General features: G+C 45.5%; 11 protein-coding genes, 14 tRNA genes and 4 rRNA genes. 2 read left to right on the forward strand and 27 right to left on the reverse strand.

The window, feature by feature from the left end; all coding sequences use genetic code 11:
* Positions 1-85: 85 nt before the first annotated feature.
* The 24 genes from QFZ78_RS20895 to QFZ78_RS21010 all read right to left on the reverse strand — a co-directional run bounded on the left by QFZ78_RS20895 (position 86) and on the right by QFZ78_RS21010 (position 13,302).
* A complete protein-coding gene (locus QFZ78_RS20895; protein ID WP_307550474.1) occupies positions 86-691 on the reverse strand; it encodes a zf-HC2 domain-containing protein in 606 nt (201 codons plus the stop codon).
* A gap of 69 nt (positions 692-760) precedes the next feature.
* Positions 761-1,357 carry an RNA polymerase sigma factor SigW gene (gene sigW / locus QFZ78_RS20900; protein WP_307550476.1) on the reverse strand — a complete coding sequence of 199 codons (597 nt, stop codon included), beginning with the start codon at positions 1,355-1,357 and terminating at the stop codon, positions 761-763.
* A gap of 92 nt (positions 1,358-1,449) precedes the next feature.
* On the reverse strand, positions 1,450-2,319 hold the full coding sequence (locus QFZ78_RS20905) for a DMT family transporter (protein ID WP_307550477.1): 870 nt from the start codon (positions 2,317-2,319) through the stop codon (positions 1,450-1,452).
* Between the two features lie 121 nt (positions 2,320-2,440).
* Positions 2,441-5,227, reverse strand: a complete 2,787-nt coding sequence (ppc, locus tag QFZ78_RS20910) for a phosphoenolpyruvate carboxylase (RefSeq protein WP_307550479.1) — start codon at positions 5,225-5,227, stop codon at positions 2,441-2,443.
* A gap of 289 nt (positions 5,228-5,516) precedes the next feature.
* Positions 5,517-5,587, reverse strand: a tRNA-Gly gene (locus QFZ78_RS20915).
* Between the two features lie 7 nt (positions 5,588-5,594).
* Positions 5,595-5,668: transfer RNA gene (locus QFZ78_RS20920), tRNA-Pro, on the reverse strand.
* Positions 5,669-5,691: 23 nt separating this feature from the next.
* Positions 5,692-5,768 (reverse strand) — tRNA-Arg (locus QFZ78_RS20925).
* A gap of 9 nt (positions 5,769-5,777) precedes the next feature.
* Positions 5,778-5,852: transfer RNA gene (locus QFZ78_RS20930), tRNA-Gly, on the reverse strand.
* Positions 5,853-5,891: 39 nt separating this feature from the next.
* A tRNA-Leu gene (locus QFZ78_RS20935) sits at positions 5,892-5,971 on the reverse strand.
* Positions 5,972-5,990: 19 nt separating this feature from the next.
* A tRNA-Lys gene (locus QFZ78_RS20940) sits at positions 5,991-6,063 on the reverse strand.
* Positions 6,064-6,073: 10 nt separating this feature from the next.
* Positions 6,074-6,145, reverse strand: a tRNA-Gln gene (locus QFZ78_RS20945).
* Between the two features lie 8 nt (positions 6,146-6,153).
* Positions 6,154-6,226 (reverse strand) — tRNA-Thr (locus QFZ78_RS20950).
* Between the two features lie 12 nt (positions 6,227-6,238).
* Positions 6,239-6,314, reverse strand: a tRNA-Val gene (locus QFZ78_RS20955).
* Between the two features lie 18 nt (positions 6,315-6,332).
* Positions 6,333-6,407, reverse strand: a tRNA-Glu gene (locus tag QFZ78_RS20960).
* 17 nt (positions 6,408-6,424) lie between these two features.
* Positions 6,425-6,500: transfer RNA gene (locus QFZ78_RS20965), tRNA-Thr, on the reverse strand.
* A 2-nt stretch (positions 6,501-6,502) separates the two neighbouring features.
* Positions 6,503-6,578, reverse strand: a tRNA-Asn gene (locus QFZ78_RS20970).
* A 5-nt stretch (positions 6,579-6,583) separates the two neighbouring features.
* Positions 6,584-6,700 (reverse strand): 5S ribosomal RNA (rrf, locus tag QFZ78_RS20975).
* 68 nt (positions 6,701-6,768) lie between these two features.
* Positions 6,769-9,693 (reverse strand): 23S ribosomal RNA (locus QFZ78_RS20980).
* Between the two features lie 258 nt (positions 9,694-9,951).
* Positions 9,952-10,027 (reverse strand) — tRNA-Ala (locus QFZ78_RS20985).
* A 20-nt stretch (positions 10,028-10,047) separates the two neighbouring features.
* Positions 10,048-10,124: transfer RNA gene (locus QFZ78_RS20990), tRNA-Ile, on the reverse strand.
* 91 nt (positions 10,125-10,215) lie between these two features.
* Positions 10,216-10,332: ribosomal RNA gene (rrf, locus tag QFZ78_RS20995) — 5S ribosomal RNA — on the reverse strand.
* Positions 10,333-10,457: 125 nt separating this feature from the next.
* Positions 10,458-11,999 (reverse strand): 16S ribosomal RNA (locus QFZ78_RS21000).
* Together the 16S, 23S and 5S rRNA genes with 14 tRNA genes alongside form the textbook arrangement of a ribosomal RNA operon.
* Before the next feature lie 309 nt (positions 12,000-12,308).
* Positions 12,309-12,539 carry a regulator of G-protein signaling domain-containing protein gene (locus QFZ78_RS21005; protein WP_029196431.1) on the reverse strand — a complete coding sequence of 77 codons (231 nt, stop codon included), beginning with the start codon at positions 12,537-12,539 and terminating at the stop codon, positions 12,309-12,311.
* A 151-nt stretch (positions 12,540-12,690) separates the two neighbouring features.
* The gene (locus tag QFZ78_RS21010; RefSeq protein WP_307550481.1) at positions 12,691-13,302 is read right to left on the reverse strand and encodes a stage II sporulation protein M; all 612 of its coding nucleotides are present in this window, start codon (positions 13,300-13,302) and stop codon (positions 12,691-12,693) included.
* Positions 13,303-13,415: 113 nt separating this feature from the next.
* Here QFZ78_RS21010 and pdaB point away from each other — a divergent pair, with 113 nt between their 5' ends.
* A complete protein-coding gene (gene pdaB / locus QFZ78_RS21015; protein WP_307550483.1) occupies positions 13,416-14,198 on the forward strand; it encodes a polysaccharide deacetylase family sporulation protein PdaB in 783 nt (260 codons plus the stop codon).
* Between the two features lie 36 nt (positions 14,199-14,234).
* Here pdaB and QFZ78_RS21020 read toward each other — a convergent pair whose 3' ends face one another.
* The gene (locus QFZ78_RS21020; protein WP_307550486.1) at positions 14,235-14,831 is read right to left on the reverse strand and encodes a KinB-signaling pathway activation protein; all 597 of its coding nucleotides are present in this window, start codon (positions 14,829-14,831) and stop codon (positions 14,235-14,237) included.
* A 138-nt stretch (positions 14,832-14,969) separates the two neighbouring features.
* Between QFZ78_RS21020 and gerD the strand changes: the two genes are divergently transcribed.
* Entirely contained in the window at positions 14,970-15,719 is a 750-nt protein-coding gene (gene gerD / locus QFZ78_RS21025; RefSeq protein ID WP_307550488.1) for a spore germination lipoprotein GerD, read from the forward strand.
* 72 nt (positions 15,720-15,791) lie between these two features.
* Here gerD and QFZ78_RS21030 read toward each other — a convergent pair whose 3' ends face one another.
* The gene (locus QFZ78_RS21030; protein WP_307550490.1) at positions 15,792-16,880 is read right to left on the reverse strand and encodes an Mrp/NBP35 family ATP-binding protein; all 1,089 of its coding nucleotides are present in this window, start codon (positions 16,878-16,880) and stop codon (positions 15,792-15,794) included.
* 60 nt (positions 16,881-16,940) lie between these two features.
* A complete protein-coding gene (cwlD, locus tag QFZ78_RS21035) occupies positions 16,941-17,696 on the reverse strand; it encodes an N-acetylmuramoyl-L-alanine amidase CwlD (protein ID WP_307550492.1) in 756 nt (251 codons plus the stop codon).
* Between the last annotated feature and the right edge of the window lie 4 nt (positions 17,697-17,700).

Below are 17,700 nucleotides of genomic sequence, written 5' to 3' on the forward strand. Positions count from 1 at the left end.
CAAATCGAGTTTGGTTCATTTTATTCGTATAGGAAGACAAAAAAAGTCCTCCTCTGGCAGAAAGCCATTTGGAAGACGTTTCAAGCTAATGCGAGAGCATTCCCACGAACTCGCCTAATTTATACCAAACCCAGCCCAATGCTTCATCGACTTGCGTGACGTGCCCAGAGATATGCGCGGTTGACGCTAGATTGAGAGAACCATCAATAACGATTAAGTTTCCTGTTACTTCGCCTTCAACTTTCAGTTTCCCCCGCTGAACAACAAGATCACCTTTCACCGTATGCCCTTGCGGTACAGTAACTGTATTACCCTCAATCACAACGTCCTGAAGGTTACTTCCCTTCACCATCAAATTCGTATCATCATTCCACATGGACATGAAGCTTCCGAACATGACAGTAGCGAAAACAACAGCTACCGATACAGCAGGATGCTTGCGAATGAAGTCCATCCAGGAATTGCGCTTCTTCACTGGAGGCAGTCCGCTCATGATTTGTGCAGTTAACGTTTCAGATACTCTAACGGGAGGCAGCATTCTAACCATCGCATCCGTTTTCTCCAATTGTCTGAAGAGCGCATGACATGCTTGGCAGGATATCAAATGCTCCTTCAATCGCTGAGAATCGGATCCTTGCAAATCACCGTCGAGATATTCATGTATGAGCGGGAGGGCTTCTTTACAATTCATGATTCAGCCACCCCTTTCTTAGACTTTTGCATGTTGTGGTATACCATACGTTTGAATTTCAAATATGTTTCACATATGAACAGGATTTGTGTAGCCAACTTGATCCTCCTGCTCTAACCTTTTACGCAAGTACTCCCGCCCACGGTGTACACGTGTTTTGATCGTTGTAACTGGCATATCAAGTACGTCGCTTATCTCCTGCAAAGACATATCGTGCAGATATCTCAGAATCACAACGGATTTATATTTTTCAGGTAACGTTTCAATAGCCTGGCGTATCTGTTCCTGTGTTTCGGACACAATCACTTGCTTCTCAGGTGTATCCTCATGACTTGGGAGCATGGCATAATAATCATTGCCCTCTCCATCTGGCATCTCCGCATCAAGCGAGTAAGTGTTCTTTCTTCGACGCAGCTTATCGATACACAGATTCGTCCCTATACGGAAAATCCAAGTCGAAAACTTCTGATTCTCATCGTATCGGTGCAGATTGGTATATACCCGCAAGAACGTCTCCTGCACAGCATCCTCGGCTTCTTGCTTATTATTCAGCATACGGTAAGCCAAATGAAAGATCTTGTCCTTATAGAGCTCCACAAGCTCTGCAAAAGCATTCCGATCCCCATTCCTGGCCAGCTTAGCCAGACGTGCTTCTACAAAGTTCAATTCTATTTCCTCCGGCTTCTCGACAATTCGAATCTTAATATAGGGACCTTTAATCGTAGGATTAAAGTCTCTCTGCTATACATACGTAGAAATTATGATTTGTTTTCAGAAATAATTATGCCTCCTATGATCAGTCCCATCCCTAACCATTGTAACCCATTTACCGGCTCTCCTATAAGTAGATGAGCAGCAATAACGGCCACTGGCAGTTCAACCGATCCAAGCATAGCGGAAAGAGTACTACCGATTCGCGGAATTCCTATATTAAATGATACCGTAGGTACAACCTGCCCCAAGAAGCCCAACAAAAGTCCCCATAACAGCAGCGTACTTCCATTCTCATGTACAAAGACCGTCGGAGGATACAGGATATACATCACAGGCATCGCCGCGGTAAGCATAATAGCCGAATTCATAAGAGGAGGCAGGGCACTAATCACTTGTCCAGTAAAAAAGAGGAATATGCTGTACGTCAAAGCCGACAACAATCCATACAAAATTCCCAGGAAACTAAATTGTTCCCAGTTCGTCTCAAACACATTTACGGCGAGTAATGTACCCACCAAAATTAAGACAATCGCTATGCTTTCTGCCTTTTTTGGAAGCCTTCGTTTCACAATACAATCCATGGCAATTGTCATCCAAGTGAACTGAAACAGAAGAATAATTGATAAAGAAGCATTCAACTCTTTTAAAGCAATATTGAAAAAGACCGTCGTTAAAGCCAATCCAAAAATACCTATCAAACCAAGCTTAATCCAAGGACCCTTAAAGGGATTGACCCACGATTTTTTGTGAAAAAGAATCAACATCCATACAAACAAAGTACCCATAGTCATTTGTGCCGGTGTAATTTGCCCTTCTGTAAATCCTTGATCATATGCCTTCTTGATAAAAGAGGAAAGCAAGCCATAGCTTGACGCCCCAATAATGACAAGGACCATTGCTAACCATCGCCCCATGTTGATGTACAACCCCCGTCTATGGGCAATATGTATAAGGACAGGAAAAGTCGAGCTGCCTACGTTATACGTGGCCCCCGACTTTATCATCCTGTATCTTACTTTTACGCTCTAAGTTTTATCAGCCCGTATTTCTAAGCCCAGCGGCTATTCCGTTAATCGTAAGCAGCACTTCACGAAGCAGGATAGCATCATCCTCGTTATTCTCACGTAATGCACGAAGTTCAGTAAGCAGTTCTACCTGCATATAGCTCAACGGATCTACATAGGGATTACGCAGACGAATGGACTCCTGAATAACAGGAACATTATCCAAAATCTCTTGCTGACCCGTAATTTGTAAAATAATAGACGAAGTCAGTTCATATTCTTCCCTAATGAGATTGAAGATACGCTCTGCGATTGCAGATTCTTTGACCAGGTTGCCGTATTCCTTCGCAATTTGAAGGTCTGCTTTGGCAAGAGCCATTTGCAAATTATCAATCATCGTCTGGAAGAACGACCAATTCTCATACATTTCTTTCAAAGTTTCTAAGTTCGCCGCTTTTCCTTGATAAAAGCTTTGGAGACCCGAACCTGCCGCGTACCAAGCCGGAAGCAAATACCTAGTTTGGGTCCAAGAGAATACCCAAGGAATCGCACGCAAATCTTCGAATTTATCGCTGTTTTTACGTTTGGATGGTCGTGAACCGATATTCAGCTCGCCAATCTCTGGTAGCGGTGTGGATTCTTTGAAGAACGTCAAGAAGTCTTCGTCTCGGAAAATGAGATCCTGATACTTCGTCTGAGCTTGTTCCGAAATACCACGCATAATGTTCTCCCACTTGTCTTCCAGTGGATTTCTTTGCGGAGAACGGGATAATTTGGATGCCGTAATTAAGGCAAAAGTTGCTTGCTCCAAGCTGCGGTAAGCAATACCTTGCAAGGAATAACGGGAGGATAATACTTCGCCTTGCTCCGTAATCTTAATGCCGCCACCAAGGGTTTCAACCGGCTGAGCCAGAATGCTGCGGTTAAGCGGCATACCGCCACGACCAAGTGCTCCGCCACGGCCATGGAAAAACTTCAGCTTCACGCCATATTGTTTAGCAGCTTCCGTAATATCCTGGAGCGCCATACGAAGCTCCCAGTTCGCTGTAATCACTCCGCCGTCCTTATTACTGTCTGAGTAACCCAGCATAATCTCATGAAGCTGTGTCACAGGGTCAAGGCTAGCTTTGTAAGCAGGGATCGCTAACAACGTGCTCATAATGCCAGGAGCCGCATGCAGGTCATCAATCGTCTCAAAAAGAGGTACTGACTGAAGCGTACTTGTCACGCTGCCATCGCTCTCTTTGCGATATAATCCAGCCTCTTTCGCAAAGACTACAACCTCCAAGAGGTCACTTGCTCCTTGCGTCATACTGATGAGATAACTATTAATACAGTTGCGACCGAATTCCTTCTGTGCTTTGCCCACAGTACGATAAACATCTATACACTCTTGTGTGCTTTCAGAGTAATCTAAATACGTAGATGTAATTGGTCTTGGATCATTCAGTACATCCGTTAAGAGACTGATTTTCTCCTCTTCCGATAGCTTACTGTAATCACTCGTGATGCCCATTTTCGCCAAAACCTCAGTCATCGCGTTCTCATGTTCTTTACTGTGCTGTCTGATATCCAGTGCAGCCAAGTGGAAGCCGAACAGCTCAACCTGACGAATAAGCTTTTTAATATATTTATCAGCTACATAGTCGGCAAAATGCATCCTCAAGCTAACCTCGATGATTTTCAAATCACTAATAAACTCTTCGGGACTGTTGTATTTCTGGCTTGTAGGAACATTCGGATTGCCAGTGTTATGAACCTTCTCAATCATATAAGTCGTCTTAATGCGATATGGTTCCTTCTCATTACGCCAAACGTCCTGTATATTTCCCATAGCCTCACGGTCACATTGAATAGATTCAATTAGATCGTCACTAACGTTCACAATGCTTTTACTAAAGCTCATATGCTCAAGTGTTTCTTTGAGAACTTCTTCATACTTCTGCAAAGCCAGTTGACGATGCAAACCTAGTGTTTCCCAAGTTACATTCGCTCTGACCGATGGGTTACCGTCACGGTCTCCACCAATCCATGAGCCGAATTTTAAGAATGACGGCACGTGCCATGAGTCTTGTGGGTAATATTTATTTAAACAACGCTCAAGCTCATGATAGATCTCTGGAAGTACATCAAATAAAGTTTCGTCAAAATAATACATACCATTACGAACTTCATCAATAACCGTTGGTTTCCGATCACGAAGCTCGTCCGTCTGCCAAAGATTAAGAACCTCTCCAAGAAGCTTCTCACGCAATTGCTCACGCTCGCGATAAGTCAGCATAGGGTTATCGAGTTTCATCATATCTTCGGAAATGCGCAGATTAATATCAAGCACAGCTCTACGCATAGCTTCTGTCGGATGTGCTGTCATTACTAGTTCCAAAGAGATAGCTTTCAGAATTTCTTGAACCTCTGCATATGGAATATGATTGTTCTTTAACTCTTGCACAATACTCTCTATGGAACCTGGCTGCACGGATTCACCGGAGGAACGCTCGTAATCTCTTTTACGACGGATCCGGTGGTTCTGCTCAGCAATATTAACAAGTTGGAAGTAAATAGCGAATGCGCGAATCACTTGATGACGAATTTCCGGATCCAAGGAAGAGATCGTTTTCTTGAATTCATCATATATCTCAATTACATAGTGTGCTCTTAAAGACTTACTCATCTCACGAATTCTCTCGACAACATCAAGCAGATCATTCCCGCCTTGATGAACCAGAACTTCACCTAGTATGTGGCCCAAGAAGCGTACGTCCCTGCGCAGCAGGTTATTCGTTGCTTGCTTCTGAAGGACAATATCATTCTCTAACATAACTCTCCACCTCATCTATTCACTATGTTGCATTAATGCTTCTCTCTACAAAAGCCAGATGCTATAAAAACTCATTTCAGAATATTTTACCACAATCCGCCCTCGGCACATAGTATTAAAATAAAAAAAAGCCACGCTAGAGCGTGGTAATTTATGTATTACGTCATTTGCAACCTATACAAATTCACAGAACGAGCCCCTGTTAGTTCTCCTCATTCCAATTCGATGAGTTCTTTATATTCCAATTCAAATGAAAAAAGACCACCCGAAGGTGATCTTTTTTTCTGAAAGCGGGCGGCGGGAATCGAACCCGCGCGATCAGCTTGGAAGGCTGAAGTTCTACCATTAAACTACGCCCGCGTGTCTATCGGGACGACACGATTTGAACATGCGACCCCCTGCTCCCAAAGCAGGTGCTCTACCAAGCTGAGCTACGTCCCGATAAGGTAATAACATATGAAAGATGGCGCGCCCTGAGAGATTCGAACTCCCGACCTTTTGATTCGTAGTCAAATACTCTATCCAGCTGAGCTAAGGGCGCTTAATTAAATGGAGCGGAAGACGGGGATCGAACCCGCGACCCTCGCCTTGGCAAGGCGATGCTCTACCGCTGAGCCACTTCCGCATGGGTACCTCAGGAGTATAAATACTGCTGAGGATTTGATGCGCGTAGAGGGACTTGAACCCCCACGGTCACCCGCTAGATCCTAAGTCTAGTGCGTCTGCCAATTCCGCCATACGCGCATGCTGTAAATAAGGCAAGTGAGTCATGTAGGATTCGAACCTACGACACCCTGATTAAAAGTCAGGTGCTCTACCAACTGAGCTAATGACTCAAGTGAAGAACTGGGGATCAAGGATTTGAACCTTGGCATGACGGAGTCAAAGTCCGTTGCCTTACCGCTTGGCTAATCCCCATCAGAACATGCCGTCGAGAGGACTTGAACCCCCAACCTACTGATTACAAGTCAGTTGCTCTACCAGTTGAGCTACAACGGCGTATGAAGTTAATGGTGGAGGCTGACGGGATCGAACCGCCGACCCTCTGCTTGTAAGGCAGATGCTCTCCCAGCTGAGCTAAGCCTCCATGGGATATGAAGATTATTGGTGACCCGTAGGGGACTCGAACCCCTGTTACCTCCGTGAAAGGGAGGTGTCTTAACCACTTGACCAACGGGCCTTAATCATAAAATTAACTGGAGCTTCCAACCGGAATCGAACCGGTGACCTCATCCTTACCATGGATGCACTCTACCGACTGAGCTATGGAAGCATTGGCTCCCCGAACAGGACTCGAACCTGTGACAACTCGATTAACAGTCGAGTGCTCTACCAACTGAGCTATCAGGGAAAACTGCTTGGCAACGTTCTACTCTCCCAGAACCCTGCGGTTCAAGTACCATCGACGCTGGAGGGCTTAACGGTCGTGTTCGAGATGGGAACGCGTGGGTCCCCTCCGCCATCATCACCAAACAGTCAAAGCGTGTTTGCGCCTTGAAAACTAGATACGAAACTTGCGTAAAGTTAGAATTTTAGGTTTATTGGTTAAGCCCTCGACCGATTAGTATTCGTCAGCTGCATACATTGCTGCACTTCCACCTCGAACCTATCAACCTCGTCGTCTACAAGGGGTCTTACATACTGGGAAATCTCATCTTGAGGGAGGCTTCGCGCTTAGATGCTTTCAGCGCTTATCCCCTCCGTACATAGCTACCCAGCGATGCCTCTGGCGAGACAACTGGTACACCAGCGGTACGTCCATCCCGGTCCTCTCGTACTAAGGACAGCTCCTCTCAAATTTCCTACGCCCGCGACAGATAGGGACCGAACTGTCTCACGACGTTCTGAACCCAGCTCGCGTACCGCTTTAATGGGCGAACAGCCCAACCCTTGGGACCTACTTCAGCCCCAGGATGCGATGAGCCGACATCGAGGTGCCAAACCTCCCCGTCGATGTGGACTCTTGGGGGAGATAAGCCTGTTATCCCCAGGGTAGCTTTTATCCGTTGAGCGATGGCCCTTCCATTCGGTACCACCGGATCACTAAGTCCGACTTTCGTCCCTGCTCGACTTGTAGGTCTCGCAGTCAAGCTCCCTTATGCCTTTGCACTCTGCGAATGATTTCCAACCATTCTGAGGGAACCTTTAAACGCCTCCGTTACATTTTAGGAGGCGACCGCCCCAGTCAAACTGCCCACCTGACACTGTCCCCATACCGGATCACGGTACCAGGTTAGAACTCCGATACGATCAGGGTGGTATCCCAACGATGCCTCCACCCAAGCTGGCGCTCAGGCTTCAAAGGCTCCCACCTATCCTGTACAGATCGTACCAAAGTCCAATATCAAGCTGCAGTAAAGCTCCATGGGGTCTTTCCGTCTTGTCGCGGGTAACCTGCATCTTCACAGGTATTAAAATTTCACCGGATCTCTCGTTGAGACAGCGCCCAAGTCGTTACGCCATTCGTGCGGGTCAGAATTTACCTGACAAGGAATTTCGCTACCTTAGGACCGTTATAGTTACGGCCGCCGTTTACTGGGGCTTCAATTCATAGCTTCGGGCTTGCGCCCTAACCACTCCTCTTAACCTTCCAGCACCGGGCAGGCGTCAGCCCGTATACTTCGCCTTGCGGCTTCGCACAGACCTGTGTTTTTGCTAAACAGTCGCTTGGGCCTTTTCACTGCGGCCCCCTCGGGCTATTCACCCTACCGAGGCACCCCTTCTCCCGAAGTTACGGGGTCATTTTGCCGAGTTCCTTAACGAGAGTTCTTCCGCGCGCCTTAGAATTCTCTTCTCACCCACCTGTGTCGGTTTGCGGTACGGGCACCTTCGCCTGGCTAGAAGCTTTTCTTGGCAGTGTGAACTCATGACCTTCGGTACTTAAATTTCCCTCCCCATCACAGCCCAGCCTTAACGATGTGCGGATTTGCCTACACATCAGCCTCACTGCTTGGACGAGCATCCATCAGCTCGCGTCACTATCCTTCTGCGTCACTCCATTGCTCATAACGGCTACGGTGGTACAGGAATTTCCACCTGTTGTCCATCGACTACGCCTTTCGGCCTCGCCTTAGGTCCCGACTTACCCTGAGCGGACGAGCCTTCCTCAGGAACCCTTAGGTTTTCGGCGGATCAGATTCTCACTGATCTTTTCGTTACTTATACCGGCATTCTCACTTGTATGCGCTCCACCTGTCCTTACGGTCAGAATTCAACGTACATACAACGCTCCCCTACCCCAGTGCAAATCTAGTTTGCACAAGCCATAGCTTCGGTGGCGTGTTTAGCCCCGTTACATTTTCGGCGCAGAGTCACTCGACCAGTGAGCTATTACGCACTCTTTCAATGGTGGCTGCTTCTAAGCCAACATCCTGGTTGTCTGTGCAACTCCACATCCTTTCCCACTTAACACACACTTGGGGACCTTAGCTGATGGTCTGGGCTGTTTCCCTTTTGACAATGGATCTTAGCACTCACTGTCTGACTCCCGGATTTAAGTTTGTGGCATTCAGAGTTTGACTGGACTTGGTAACCCTTGGCGGGCCCCGCACCCAATCAGTGCTTTACCTCCACAACTCAACATCCGAGGCTAGCCCTAAAGCTATTTCGGGGAGAACCAGCTATCTCCGAGTTCGATTGGAATTTCTCCGCTACCCCCACCTCATCCCCGCATTTTTCAACATGCGTGGGTTCGGGCCTCCAGTGAGTGTTACCTCACCTTCACCCTGGACAGGGGTAGATCACACGGTTTCGGGTCTACGTCCACGTACTAAAGCGCCCTATTCAGACTCGCTTTCGCTGCGGCTCCGTCTTTTCAACTTAACCTCGCACGGGAACGTAACTCGCCGGTTCATTCTACAAAAGGCACGCCATCACCCATATAGAGGGCTCTGACTTCTTGTAAGCACACGGTTTCAGGTTCTTTTTCACTCCGCTTCCGCGGTGCTTTTCACCTTTCCCTCACGGTACTGCTTCACTATCGGTCACTAGGGAGTATTTAGCCTTGGCAGATGGTCCTGCCGGATTCCGACGGGGTTTCACGTGACCCGCCGTACTCAGGATACCTCTAGGGGTTTCGTTCGATTTTGGCTACGGGGCTTTTACCCTCTATGCCGGACCTTTCCAGATCACTTCGCCTACCGAACTAACCCCATAACGAGGTCCTACAACCCCAAGGAGCAAGCTCCTTGGTTTGGGCTATTCCGCTTTCGCTCGCCGCTACTGACGGAATCACTTTTGTTTTCTTTTCCTCCAGGTACTTAGATGTTTCAGTTCCCTGGGTATGCCTCTACTATTGCTATGTATTCACAATAGAGTAACTGCGCATTACCACAGCTGGGTTCCCCCATTCGGACATCCCCGGATCAAAGCCTGCTTACGGCTCCCCGAGGCATTTCGTCGTTCGCCACGTCCTTCTTCGGCTCCTAGTGCCTAGGCATCCTCCGTGTGCTCTTTCTAGCTTAACCATTTATAGGGATCTTTTGCGCTAAGCAAAAGTCTCTCCTATTTGGAAAGAGTTAAAGATTTTTGCAAGATTCGTTAGAATCAAGCAACCTAAGTTCTTACTTTACGTTTTGTTTCGTTATCTAGTTTTCAAGGAACAAATGTATGGTTGTGATTCGTTTATCTTTGCCCTATTTCAGCGGCGAAAGTTATCTTATCACATCTTATTACTTCATTTCAAGTCGAAATTTCTTGGAAATTTCTGTCTTAAAATGTGGTTTTGGTGGAGCCAAGCGGGATCGAACCGCTGACCTCCTGCTTGCAAGGCAGGCGCTCTCCCAGCTGAGCTATGGCCCCAAATTGGGATTAAACTTATATGGTGGGCCCTAGTGGACTCGAACCACCGACCTCACCCTTATCAGGGGTGCGCTCTAACCAGCTGAGCTAAGGGCCCATAAATGATACATTTTCGGGAAACTTCCCAAAATAAAAACCCACCTACGAGCTTTCGAAGAAAGCTTTCTTCGAAAGCTTGACGTGGGCTCGCTTGGCAACGTTCTACTCTCCCAGAACCCTGCGGTTCAAGTACCATCGACGCTGGAGGGCTTAACGGTCGTATTCGAGATGGGAACGCGTGGGTCCCCTCCGCCATCATCACCAAACGAGTGCAACATGGTGTTAACCATCTTGCAGAAAGAGGCTTGCTCTTTCAAAACTGAACACGAGTGAGTAAGCGATTTGTGTGCTTTCGCACTTGACTGGTCTTATCAAGACCGAGTCTCCATAGAAAGGAGGTGATCCAGCCGCACCTTCCGATACGGCTACCTTGTTACGACTTCACCCCAATCATCTACCCCACCTTCGGCGGCTGGCTCCCTTGCGGGTTACCCCACCGACTTCGGGTGTTGTAAACTCTCGTGGTGTGACGGGCGGTGTGTACAAGACCCGGGAACGTATTCACCGCGGCATGCTGATCCGCGATTACTAGCAATTCCGACTTCATGCAGGCGAGTTGCAGCCTGCAATCCGAACTGAGATCGGCTTATAAGGATTGGCTCCACCTCGCGGCTTCGCTTCCCGTTGTACCGACCATTGTAGTACGTGTGTAGCCCAGGTCATAAGGGGCATGATGATTTGACGTCATCCCCACCTTCCTCCGGTTTGTCACCGGCAGTCATCTTAGAGTGCCCACCCAAAGTGCTGGCAACTAAGATCAAGGGTTGCGCTCGTTGCGGGACTTAACCCAACATCTCACGACACGAGCTGACGACAACCATGCACCACCTGTCTCCAATGCTCCGAAGAGGGCGCCTATCTCTAGGCGTTACATCGGGATGTCAAGACCTGGTAAGGTTCTTCGCGTTGCTTCGAATTAAACCACATACTCCACTGCTTGTGCGGGTCCCCGTCAATTCCTTTGAGTTTCACTCTTGCGAGCGTACTCCCCAGGCGGCATACTTACTGTGTTAACTTCGGCACCGAGGAATCGAATCCCCAACACCTAGTATGCATCGTTTACGGCGTGGACTACCAGGGTATCTAATCCTGTTTGCTCCCCACGCTTTCGCGCCTCAGCGTCAGTTATAGGCCAGAAAGTCGCCTTCGCCACTGGTGTTCCTCCACATCTCTACGCATTTCACCGCTACACGTGGAATTCCACTTTCCTCTCCTACACTCAAGTCAACCAGTTTTGGATGCGAACCGGGGTTGAGCCCCGGGCTTAAACACCCAACTTAATTGACCGCCTGCGCGCGCTTTACGCCCAATAATTCCGGACAACGCTTGCCCCCTACGTATTACCGCGGCTGCTGGCACGTAGTTAGCCGGGGCTTTCTTCTCCTATACCGTCACACAAAAGGCAGTTACTCCTCTTGCTGTTCGTCTAGGGCAACAGAGCTTTACGATCCGAAAACCTTCATCACTCACGCGGCGTTGCTCCGTCAGACTTGCGTCCATTGCGGAAGATTCCCTACTGCTGCCTCCCGTAGGAGTCTGGGCCGTGTCTCAGTCCCAGTGTGGCCGTTCACCCTCTCAGGTCGGCTACGCATCGTCGCCTTGGTAGGCCGTTACCCTACCAACTAGCTAATGCGCCGCAGGCCCATCTATAAGCCACAGATTGCTCCGTGTTTCATAATTCTCTCATGCGAGAAAACCAGTTATCCGGTCTTAGCTATCGTTTCCGATAGTTATCCCGATCTTATAGGCAGGTTACCTACGTGTTACTCACCCGTCCGCCGCTAACTTATCCCGAAGGATAAATCCGCTCGACTTGCATGTATTAGGCACGCCGCCAGCGTTCGTCCTGAGCCAGGATCAAACTCTCCATAATAGTAAAACTATCTGAAAGCTTAATTGCTCATTTGCGTTGCTAGCAAGATTTTGCAATCTCTTTTTTGAACGATTTCTCGTTCGTGCTTACTCACTCGTTGTTCAGTTTTCAAAGATCAATTTCTTTCTTGTTTCTTCGCCATCCGTTTAGCGGCGACTTTTTTAATATACCACATCGACCTAGAAGATTGCAAGTATTTTTTCAAAGAATTACAAAAGTCATCTTCTTCAATCAACTTGTTGTCCTTCTTTTCGAAGGGGCGAGTTATAAAATACCATAGGATGAGGAGGTAAGTCAAGCACCTACCCCCTATTTTTTTTGAGCTTGGTAGTTACGATTTCTAGCATACTTTGATATTTCTTTTGGCGTCGCTATGCGAGCATACATCCGGAAGATCACTTTATATCTGGATTCTATGGCCCCTTTAATCTCTTGATCAATTCTTTTGTCATTGAGATCGAACAACATTTCATCTAATTCTTTGCGAAGTACATAATCCAACTCTCTGCATTCCCGATCATTGAACAAAAATCCAAGCATACATCCATCCAAACCCCTCTCGACTGTAGAGATTTATGGCACTTACAGTTTGATTGAAAGAAGAGCCGACCCTTATTCGGCCCGCTCTTCTTACCGTTTTACTGTTATGCTCAGATTTTGCCATTTTTATGACAGAAGTTCTGAAAATATTTTACAGATGCACCAACCAGTATGTAAGTGTACTTTCAATAACCGCCGCGACGAGTAAAAGTACAATAATGGATACGATTAATGGCTTTGTTAGATGGAGTATTTTAACCAGCTCCGCACGCGCTGTTTTGTCTTTATCAGATACAAAGAGCTGTGCTCCGGATTTCCAGACCAATAAACCCAATTTAAGTCCATATGCACAGGCAATTAATATGACCGGAATTTCTATGATACCATGCGGAAGAATCCCCTTCAGTACAATAGACAATGTGCTTTCATGCGTCTGTAAGGAAAGTACATATCCGAGTATCATCCCATTAGCGATCAACATAAAGAGTGGCAGAATACCTAGTAGAAGACCAAGAAAGATAATGACTACAGACTTAATAGCATTATTTAAAAAGATGAAAATAAAAAACCATAGTTGGGGATTATCCTTATTACTAAGCGATTGACTTAAAGATTTAAGCCCTTGCATCTGCCCTTCTAAGAAATTCGAAAATTGCTCTGAATTCGCCCAACCTAAATATAAACTAAACCCAAAAACTAAAACGACAACAATGAAGTAATGTTTCATTTCTTTAAAATGTTGGAACAGTGGTCGAAATTTCATTTTCGTTCCCTCCAATTTCCGAAGCATAAGTACTGTGTACGAGCATACATTATTTACTAAAGAGTATACAAGCCTTGCCCGTATGTAAGGCTTAGAGGAGGTACAAGCTAGCCATGAACTACTTTTTCGTTGTAAATGCTCGTAAGTTCAAACAATATGTATTTATTGCACTTGCCATCGTCTTCGCAGCAGCTATTGTTTATTCGGAACAAAGTAATGTATCCGTCTTTTCCAATGCAGAACCCTCCGCTATTTATAGCGTGCAGACCGAAAGAAAGGTTATTGCCTTGACCTTTGATATTTCATGGGGCGAGAAGCGTGCAGAACCTATTTTAAAAATTCTTAAGGAAAAAGGTGTGAAGGATGCAACCTTCTTCTTATCCTCTCCGTGGAGCAAAAGCCACCCAGAGATTGTGGAACATATCAAGAAGGATGGTTTCGAAATTGGCAGCCATGGCAACAAACACGATAATTATAGTACGCTAAGTGATGAAGAAATACGCAAACAAATTACTACAGCACATGGCATTTTAACGGAATTGATTGGTAAAGAACCAAACTTAATCCGTCTTCCCAATGGTGACTTCGACAAACGCGTGCTTCGAATTGCGGATGATTTAGGTTATTCGGTTATCCAATGGGATACCGACTCTCAAGACTGGTTAAACAAAGGTGTTGATACCATTATTAACCGTGTAGTATCCAAAGCGCATCCAGGAGATATTGTGTTACTGCACGCCAGCGATTCGTCTCAGCAGACACATGAAGCCTTACCAGTTATCATTGAGCAGTTAAGAGCTAAGGGATACGAATTCGTTACGGTTAGTGAGCTAATCAAACAAACACAAGTGCAGACGAAGCCAGTTGAAGACCAGGCAATGAAACAAATTAATTAATGAGCTATGCTCAGATTCAAAAAAGAGCTAATTATATTAGCTCTTTTTGTTATCCAATATTTTATGTAGAATCAATATTTGCCATGCATTACAAACAAGCAACGGAGCCAACATAAATAGACTTGATGCAGCGTTATCTAGCTTTAATGCAGGTACGGCTTCAAGAACAGATACAGCGCACATAAAGAACAATGTCGGGATAAAAGCGTTCCGATTCGTCATCTTTACCTTCCAATAAGCAATTGCTATGGAAATCACTAATATGATTGCAGGTAAAACGGAGTAGCTTAAAACGGATCCTGTACCCTCAAAATTAGTCATCCTGAGATATACGAGGTCAAATAGGACAACAATGACAACAGACAATTGTATAAGATCCCATACCGTCTTGGAGCGAATGATACCTGCAACAATGAACCTGACAATCAGATAAGCAAAAAAGCCCATTTGACTCAGAACGCTTATGGTCGCACCACCAAGTAACATATTTACTACATTAAATCCTACTGCCGATAACCCCATAACCGAAAATTCTTTGTCGGAATATTGTAAGATGAGTCCAATTACTATAGATACAATCATTCCTAATAACAGTGTTGTCCAAAATAAGTGAAACCACTTCCGCAGCGTCAAGATCAATTACCTCCATACTTCAACTCTAATTGTTAATTGTACCAACGTTTACGATAAAAAGCCAATGAATGGCCCTTATAATCTATCCCGAACCACACATACTAACAACTATTAAGTAAGGGAAGGGAGCATGCTTTTATGTTAATAACTAAGCTCAGAAAGCTGCAAGTCCTACCACTGATTTCTATCGCTTTGCTTCTCGCCTCGTGTGGAGCAGATAATTCACAACAAGGTCAAGGTCAATCTCAAGCTAACACGTATAAAGAGCAAAAGACTATGATTCTTGATATTCTGAAGTCAGAGGATGGTAAGAAAGCGATTAGTGCTGCAAACCGCAGTATAATGGCTGGTGATGTAGGGGCAAATGGTGTGGCTGGTCAATCTCAAATCAAGCTTCTGTCTGCGAATGAATCTTTGCAGCTGCAGATGGCAGTCAAGGATGTTCTGACAGCAAAAGAGAATAACATGTTCCTCACCGATATGATGAAAGACCCTAAATTTGCCGGCGATTTTGCTAAGGCTATCCAAAAAGAGACTAAACAGATGTTCAAAGAGTTGCTAAAGGATCCAGAGTATCAAAAATCACTCGTTGATGTTATGAAAAACCCGGAATATGAAAAAATGATGCTAGATGTCATGAAAACAGCAGCCTATCGCCAGCAAATGAATACAGTTATGGAAGAATCAATCCAGAGTCCATTGTTCCGTGCACATATGGTTGATCTTCTTAAGTCAGCCATAGAACAACAAAGTAAACCTGATGAAATGCCTACGGCAAAGAATGCTAAAAAGAAAGAAGAAGGTGGCGGCGGAGAGAAAAAGAAAGATGAGGGAGGCGGCGGAGAGAAAAAGAAAGATGAGGGAGGCGAAGAAAAGGAAGGCAGTTAAAAGGATGACTCCAGCTCCTCTGAATCTTATAAGGAAAGAAAAAAGGCATACGGACTCCGTATGCCCTTTCTATTATTTTTCCAATTTTGTAATGATATTCGCAGCCATGTCTAAATAGATTTGTCCAGTTTTCGAATCTGAATTGTAGACAGACGGCGAATAGTCGATCTCCGAGACATGATTATCGGGAGCTCCGAGTGGAATCTGCGCTAATAATTCACTGTGCAAATCTTCCGCCAGTTTAGCGCCACCACCCTTACCGAATACGTAATCTATGCTGCCATCTTTGCATTCATAATAGGACATGTTCTCCACAATACCTAGAATTTCATGGTTTGTTTGAATGGCCATCGCTCCAGCTCTAGCGGCAACAAAGGCTGCTGTGGCATGCGGTGTTGTCACAATCACTTCTTTACTTTGCGGAATAAGCTGATGCACATCTAGCGCTACATCTCCTGTTCCCGGAGGAAGATCCAGAAGGATGTATTCAACATCTCCCCAATTGACTTCATTGAAGAAATTGCGCAGCATTTTCCCTAGCATAGGACCACGCCAAACGACAGGCGCATTATCTTGGACAAAGAAGCCCATGGAAATTACTTTTACACCAAATTTCTCAACTGGCATAATAACATTATCGACAAGCTTCGGTTGCTCTTCGATCCCCATCATATCAGGTATACTGAAGCCGTATATATCAGCATCGATAATGCCAACTTTTTTCCCTTGGCGAGCTAAGGCAACGGCTAAGTTAACAGTTACAGTTGATTTACCCACACCACCTTTGCCACTTGCCACGGCTATAAACTCAACTGTCGAGGCTTCTCCCAATATAGGTTGTTGAATCGGTGGTTGGATGGGTTGGGTCTGCTTCTCGGCAGCCGGTTGAACCGTATCTTTAATCTGATTACGCTCATAATCAGTCATGAGTCTGAAACGAATATGTACTTGTGCTACACCCAATTTTCCTAAAGTTTGCTGAATATAAACCTTCGCTTTTTCCTTGAATGCCTCATCCTCGGTCGTGACAATTAAGCTTAAAGATACGTTATCCTCTTTAAACATAACATCTCTAACTAAATTAAGTTCCACAACGCTTTTATTGTAATGAGGTTCCACAAGAGGTTGTAACACTTCTAATAGTTGATCCTTATTTATCATAGCCACACCACACCTTTATTCGGACATTGTAATTGTGGCCTTAATTATAACACATTTTGATTAAGAACCCACTTTTTCCCCAGCATAAAATCTTAAAATACCTTGATAGACAGATGCTGCCACCTTCTTCTGATACTTTTCATTCGAAAGCAATCTTGCTTCTTCTGGATTTGAAAGGAAACCCACTTCTACAAGAGCACTAGGAATTTTCAACGTTTTCAATAAGTAAACGGTCTTGTCTGCCGGCTTGGCAACACGATCGGTATTCTCTAAGTTTTTCTTTAATTCCAATTGAATGAGCGTGGCTAAATTAGAGTTATTCAAATTATTGGGATAATAGAACGTTTGTGCGCCTCTCCATTTCTGAGAAGGTATACTGTTTAAGTGCACACTAAGGAACATATCCGCATTGTTCTCATCAATGAGATCAGCACGGTTGTGGAGATCTTGCGTTTTTCTTTTACTATATCCTTTCGTGCCGGGTAAAGCCAAATCTGTATCCGTTTCCCTTGTCATAATGACTAACGCACCCGCCTGTTGCAAATAATCCCTTAGATGAAGCGTAATCGCTAAATTGATATCTTTCTCAACGACTCCCTCCTTACTCTCAGCACCACCATCAGGTCCACCATGACCTGCATCCAGAGCAATTGTTTTACCTGACAAAGGTAAATTCCAATCCGACCATGTCTTCGTTACAGGCAGCTCATAGGCATAGATGAAAACAACAAGTGCGACCAGCAAGGTCGAGAGAACAAGCTTAAGACTACTGTTAAAAGTCAGCCAGACGACCAGCCTCTTCTTCCTTTTGCGCATAAAA

The sequence above is a fragment of the Paenibacillus sp. V4I5 genome, from assembly GCF_030817255.1.
In the GTDB taxonomy this organism is placed as follows: Bacteria; Bacillota; Bacilli; order Paenibacillales; family NBRC-103111; genus Paenibacillus_E.